Raw genomic sequence first — 5,513 nt, forward strand, 5'->3', positions numbered from 1 at the left:
CGCCATCGCACGCTCGATACGCCGGGTCATCAGGTACGAATACGGCGACTCACCGTAGGCGAGCCGGAACTGACGGCTGAGATGCCCGGCCGACATGTGCACGCCCCGGGCGAGCGCCTCGACGTCCAGCGGCTGCGCGTACTCCCGATCGATCCGATCACGAACACGACGCAACCGCGCGAGGTCGCTCAGACGCTGCGCCGCGGTGAGTGCGCGTCCCCACGAGGGATGACACATGAGAGAAGTCCTTTCATCGATGGACGTCATGCCGATCAGGCTAGGAACGGCTCCGTGACCCGCGCTTCTCGATTCCTGACCGGCCTGGGCGCCCGATGCGACGTGCGGTGGACCGGACCGCCTCAGAGACTGAGCCCGGCGGGGGCCGCCTCAGCGACTGAGCGCGGCCCCCGCCGGGCGGTGAGACGTCAGGATGAAGTCCTGGTTCAGAGGTGTCTCCGTGCTGAGCAGCAGGCGCGTGGCGACCGGCTTCCGGCCGGAGGCGCCGGCGACCACGACGGCGAAACCATCGTGGAAGCCCGTGGCCGCGTACTCGCCGTTATGGTCCGTACGGGTATGGAGGAGTTGGCGGCCTCGCGGGTCGGTGACCGTGATGGTGGCGCCCGGCACTGGTTCACCGGCAGGACCGCTGACCCTCCCGGTCAGCATCGGCGGCTGCTCTCCGAAGTGGTGCCGACGCGGAGGGAGGGCGACCGGCTCGGGGAGCTCCACGGTGGGATCTTCCACGGGCGGCACGGGGACATATCCCGTCATGCCCGCTCGCGCCTCGCGCACGAGCCGGCGTAGGTGCTTGACGTACCCGAGCACGATGAGAGCGGTGCCGAGCGCGATCCACGCGCAGAGCACCGCGGTGGGTCTTCCCAGTTGCCGATCGCCCAGGTAGTCGACGTTTCGCAGGGCATCGGCGGCGTTGCCCATCGGCAGGACGGGGTGGAGAAAGCGGAAGAAGTCCGGGAGTAGGTCGACAGAGACGGTGCCGCCGCTGGAGGGCACGCTGAGCATGATGAAGAGCGTGACGGAGGCCCCTGGGAAGAACGGACCGAGAAAGGACACGAGTCCGTAGGAGGTCAGCGACACGGACTGCGTCAGCAGGAACAGGTACAGCAGGGCGAGCGGATGCCGCGGGATCGCATCCATCCCGTACGCGCCAGTGAGGTAACAGGCGAGGGCGGCGACGGCGCCGCCTCCGACCAACGTGGCCACATGCGCTCGACGACTGAAGCCCACCGCGCGCTGCATGGTGGCCACCAGGAAGTAGGCGGGGAGAGTGCAGGCCATCAGCAGGTAGAACGGGCTAGTGCCCAGGGTGTCTCCCGGCCTGGTCGGGACCAGTTCGTGGAAGTCGAGGGTGGCGCCGGCGTTCTGGGCCACAGAGGTGAAGACCTGGCGAACGATCGTCTCCATGGCGACGCCGTCCGCCTTGGCGCCGTACAGCTGCGGATGGTGCGGAGCCGGCGCGAATGCCGCCACCGCGTCGTCGTTCAGGACGGCAGAGCGCGCCTCGGCCGCGGAGTCGACCTGCCGCAGGGTGAAGCCGCCCGGGACCGCGGTGTCGAGTCGGTGCTGCAGCTGCGCTGTCGTTGCCGGCGGAGCGGCGACCGCGACCTTGATGTGGTGCGGCGTCGGGTGATGGAAGGCCGGCAGGAAGGAACAGAGCAGTCCGGCCAGGAAGACCGCGGGGAGCCAGATCCCCATCATGAGTGTCCGCACGATCCCACCAGGGCGTTTCGTCTTCGCATGCGCAGATGCCATGCGGCGCAGCCTACGCGAATCTTGCACGCGTGCAATACTGCACCCGTGTATCGATTTGTCGTGAGTACGCTGGCCGCCACCGGTTGCGAGAGGATTTGATCAACGTGCAGGGCGCAGTTCAGGGACTACGAGAACGTAAGAAGATCGAGACTCGTGAGGCGCTGCGCGCCGCCGCGATCCGGCTCTTCCTGGAGCACGGTCCCTCGGCCGTCACCGTGAACGACATCTGCGAAGCCGCCCGGGTCTCCCGCCGGACCTTCTTCAACTACTTCGAGAGCAAGGAGGCGGCGGTCTTCGCCTGGGACCAGCGCCTCAGTGACGAGTTCGCATCGAGACTCGCCGCACGGCCATCGCAGGAACCACCGCTCACCGCCCTGCGCCGAGCGATGGACGACACCCTGCCCAGCTTCGCCGCGCAGACCGGCTGGCATGCGCGCAAGAAGCTGTTCAGCGCGTGTCCCGAACTGAGGACGAAGATCATGGACGCGGTCCTCCGCCTCGAGACCAGGCTCGTCGACATCCTCACCGATCGCATCGGGTGCCCGGCGGGCAGCCTCTATCCGCGCCTGCTCGCGGCGGCGACCGGGTCGATCTTCCGCGCGGCCTTCACCACCTGGTCACCGGAAACGGGGCTCAAGGGCCTGCGACTGCTCATCGACCAGGCGTTCGACCACCTGGCTGCCGGCCTCACCGCCCCCGCCTCCCGGCCTTGAGGCACTTCGGCTGGTCGTAGCGCAGGCGGCATGATCTGCGACACATCAGCGTCAGCGACGTCACAGATGTGAGCGCTGATCGGTCTTCCTATGTGTAGTCCCGTTGGACGCTGACATTTGGGGGACCGATGACTCGAAGGTCACGGTACGTACGTGGAGCCGGCCGGAGCCACTGGTCGTTCATGTTCGCTGAGATCGCCGCGTACGCGTTCATCGTGTTGGTCCTCACCGGCTGCTTCCTCATGTGGTTCTACGAACCCAGCATGAAGCGGACGGTCTACGGCGGTGCGTATCCGACGCTGCGGGGCGTCCGGATGAGCGAGGCGTACGCCTCGACCCTGAATCTCAGCTTCGACGTTCGCGGTGGCCTGCTGGTGCGGCAGATCCACCACTGGGCCGCCCTCATCTTCATCGCCGCGGTGACGCTGCAGTTGCTGCGGATGTTCTTCACCGGCGCCTTCCGTAACCCTCGCCTGCTCAATTGGCTGGCCTGGGTAGGGCTGCTGGTGTTGGGCATGGCCGCCGGCGTCACCGGCACGGTGCTGCCCGACGACCAGCTTTCCGGCGGCAGCCTCAGCCTCATCGAGGGGGTCGTTCAGTCGATTCCGCTGATCGGCACCTACCTGATGCTCTGGCTGTTCGGCGGTGACTTCCCCGGCGAAAAGATCATCCCCCGCATGTACGGGGCGCACCTCATCGTCAGCGTGCTCATCCTCGCGCTGCTGGCACTGCGCTACGGGCTCGTACGGCGGCATGGGCACACCCGCTTCACGAAGCAGCGGCCGCGACCCATCAGTCGCCGCACCGGCCTGGTCGCGCTCGGAGCGCCCTTCACCGCAACCTGCGCGGTTCTCGTGCTGCTCGGAACGGTCGCACAGATCAACCCGATCTGGCTGTACGGCCCCTTCGAGCCCGGCTCGATCACCTCGGGCGCCGTACCCGGCTGGTACATGGGCTTCCTCGACGGCGGCCTGCGAATCATGCCGAACTGGGAACCCACCGTGTTCGGGCACCCCCTCACCCTCGCGGTGCTCGTACCGGCGCTCATCGTCCCTGGGATCTTCTTCACGCTCCTGGCCGCCTATCCGGTGATCGAGCGCCGGATCACTGGTGACCGGCGCGCGCACGACCTGCTGGATCGCCCCCGCGACGCGGCGAACCGTACGGCGCTCGGCGCCTCCGGAGTGACCTTTTACGGGCTCCTGTGGGCGGCGGCCTCGAACGACCAGATCGCCACACACTTCGGTCTCTCTCTGACCGCCCTCACCGTCTTCTTCCGCGTCGCCGTGATCGCGGGGCCGCCCCTGGCCTTCGTCGTCACCCGGCGACTCGGCCTCGGACTGCAGCAACGGGAACGCGACGAAGCCGAGCATGGCGTCGAAACCGGGTTGATCCGGCAACTCGCCAACGGCGGCTTCGAAGAAGTCACCCGCTCCCCGGACCGGCCATCGACCGACCTCGCTCGCGGCGGCACGTCCGGGTGAGGCCCGGCCGCGGCCTGTGTCGGCGCGGGATGCCAGGCGAGGGATCCGCACCGACGGTGCCGGGGATCGCGTGACCACGGAGCCTTTGTAGGCTGAACGAACGGAGGGGCCGTGGGGAGGTGATCGTGGTCGCGCGATCGGGGGACTCGGGTGGGCTCGATGAGGCTGCTTCGGTCTTCGTCGGTCTGCGGCCGCGTCTGTTCGGACCCCTACGGTCAGATCGCGGAGATCCTTCAGCTGAGTGAGGCGAACACCCGCCAGATGGTGAGCCGTGCGCGCAGGCATCTGTCCGCCGGGCGCCGCACGCCGGTGAGTTCCTCGGCGCATCGGCGCCTGCTGAAGACCTTCCTGGCCGCAGCCCGCCGCCGCGTGCGTGCTTCTGTCGCCACGTGAATCAGCGCTTCCGGCCCGCTGCGATGGCGATGGTGGTGATCAGGACGTTGACGGCTGCGATCGCCGCGACGACGGTGGCCACTCCGATCCGCGGTGCCGCGAGCGGCACGACGAGGATGACGCCGACGCCGCCGAGAATCGCAGCGGGCTTGACCACGGGCTCGGCCACGATGGGCGCGTGGACGAGCCACAGCGCCGTGAGGAACACCGCGGCCGGGATCGCGACGGCGTAGCAGATGGCGAGGGGTGAGGCATTGAGCTCATGTCCCGTCTGCTCGACCGCGATCTTGAGGCCGGCGCCGAGGGCCGCGAGAGCCGCGAAGATGCCGTAGTGGCCGTATCCCCATCGGTAGGACCGATGGCGGCGCTCGGCCAGACCCGCGCCGGCCGGCACGAGGAAGTAGAGCCACCAGATGGCGAACAGCAGCACGAGACCGGAGAGGGCGCTGACGACGAGCCGGCCGGGTCTTCGACGGCGGCCCGCAGCCATTGGGACACGAGCCCGACCCTCATGATGAAGTAGCCGAGTGTGACGGCCCGGTAGTCGGCGTGGCCGGCCGCGGCGGGTACGCCGGCGGCGAGGACCAGCGCACCGGCCATCTGCACCATGGTCAGCAGCCGATAGGCGACGTCGTCGGTGTCGTACGACGAGGCGAACCAGGTGAAGTTCATCCAGGCCCACCACACCGCGAAGAAGACCTGAAGGAACGGGAGGAGCCCGGCCAGGCCATGGCCGTCGGCGATGCCGTGCGCCAGCTGGGTGGTGACGGCCGCGACCGCGACCACAAAGGTCAGGTCGAACAGCAACTCCAGCTGACTGGAGACGCGGTGCGGCTCATCGATCGGCCGCGCACGCATCCGCACACGGATCCCCTTCGTCGCCGATGGCACGTTCTGGCTCCTGTCCCGCGAAAGGTCGGTTCTCACGGAGAAAGACCGGACAGCGCCCCGATCTGTGACGGACGAATTCCGCGAAGGCTGTCACAGGTGGTGGGGCTGTCCGGTCTTAGCTGGCGACCGGCTGCCAAGCGATGCCCCGGCGGAGCCGCACCCCACGGCCGAAAGACATCCCAGGAGCTAGTGATGTCAAGCAGCCCGTTCCAGATGATGCGGCCAGGCGGTCGCCTCGTCGTAGAGGGCACCGGTTTTGAGG

At 68.1% G+C, this 5,513-nt stretch carries 6 protein-coding genes and 1 pseudogene; 3 read left to right on the forward strand and 4 right to left on the reverse strand.

All coding sequences use genetic code 11. From position 1 onward, the window contains the following. On the reverse strand, positions 1 to 237 hold a 237-nt coding region (locus AB0I04_RS54800), incomplete at its 3' end, for an AraC family transcriptional regulator (protein ID WP_360904910.1). A 150-nt stretch (positions 238 to 387) separates the two neighbouring features. Further along, positions 388 to 1,770, reverse strand: coding sequence for a carboxypeptidase regulatory-like domain-containing protein (locus tag AB0I04_RS54805; RefSeq protein WP_360904913.1), 1,383 nt, complete (start codon positions 1,768 to 1,770; stop codon positions 388 to 390). A 104-nt stretch (positions 1,771 to 1,874) separates the two neighbouring features. On the opposite strand from AB0I04_RS54805, the gene AB0I04_RS54810 reads away from it, so the two are divergent. The 3 genes from AB0I04_RS54810 (at position 1,875) to AB0I04_RS54820 (ending at position 4,360) form a co-directional block, all read left to right on the forward strand. Then, positions 1,875 to 2,483 (forward strand): TetR/AcrR family transcriptional regulator, encoded by a 609-nt coding sequence (locus tag AB0I04_RS54810; protein ID WP_360904916.1) that lies wholly within the window; start codon positions 1,875 to 1,877, stop codon positions 2,481 to 2,483. Between the two features lie 182 nt (positions 2,484 to 2,665). Further along, positions 2,666 to 3,967, forward strand: coding sequence for a cytochrome b N-terminal domain-containing protein (locus tag AB0I04_RS54815; protein WP_360904919.1), 1,302 nt, complete (start codon positions 2,666 to 2,668; stop codon positions 3,965 to 3,967). A gap of 159 nt (positions 3,968 to 4,126) precedes the next feature. Next, positions 4,127 to 4,360 (forward strand): hypothetical protein, encoded by a 234-nt coding sequence (locus AB0I04_RS54820; protein WP_360904922.1) that lies wholly within the window; start codon positions 4,127 to 4,129, stop codon positions 4,358 to 4,360. Between the two features lies 1 nt (position 4,361). On the opposite strand, the gene AB0I04_RS54825 is transcribed toward AB0I04_RS54820, so the two are convergent. Together AB0I04_RS54825 and AB0I04_RS54830 are read right to left on the reverse strand one after the other, a co-directional pair. Beyond that, complete coding sequence (locus AB0I04_RS54825) at positions 4,362 to 4,850, reverse strand: low temperature requirement protein A (RefSeq protein ID WP_360904925.1); 489 nt, start codon at positions 4,848 to 4,850, stop codon at positions 4,362 to 4,364. 29 nt (positions 4,851 to 4,879) lie between these two features. After that, positions 4,880 to 5,218 (reverse strand): annotated as a pseudogene (locus tag AB0I04_RS54830) (low temperature requirement protein A); the annotation flags it as partial. Between the last annotated feature and the right edge of the window lie 295 nt (positions 5,219 to 5,513).

The sequence above is a fragment of the Actinoallomurus sp. NPDC050550 genome (genome assembly GCF_040655075.1).
Lineage (GTDB): Bacteria > Actinomycetota > Actinomycetes > Streptosporangiales > Streptosporangiaceae > Actinoallomurus.

Excerpts from the sequence above, each read along its gene's own strand:
- AB0I04_RS54820 (WP_360904922.1), top strand. The coding sequence starts at position 4,127 with ATGAGGCTGCTTCGGTCTTCGTCGGTCTGCGGCCGCGTCTGTTCGGAC.
- AB0I04_RS54805 (WP_360904913.1), bottom strand. The coding sequence starts at position 1,770 with ATGGCATCTGCGCATGCGAAGACGAAACGCCCTGGTGGGATCGTGCGG.
- AB0I04_RS54825 (WP_360904925.1), bottom strand. The coding sequence starts at position 4,850 with ATGGCTGCGGGCCGCCGTCGAAGACCCGGCCGGCTCGTCGTCAGCGCC.
- AB0I04_RS54815 (WP_360904919.1), top strand. The coding sequence starts at position 2,666 with ATGTTCGCTGAGATCGCCGCGTACGCGTTCATCGTGTTGGTCCTCACC.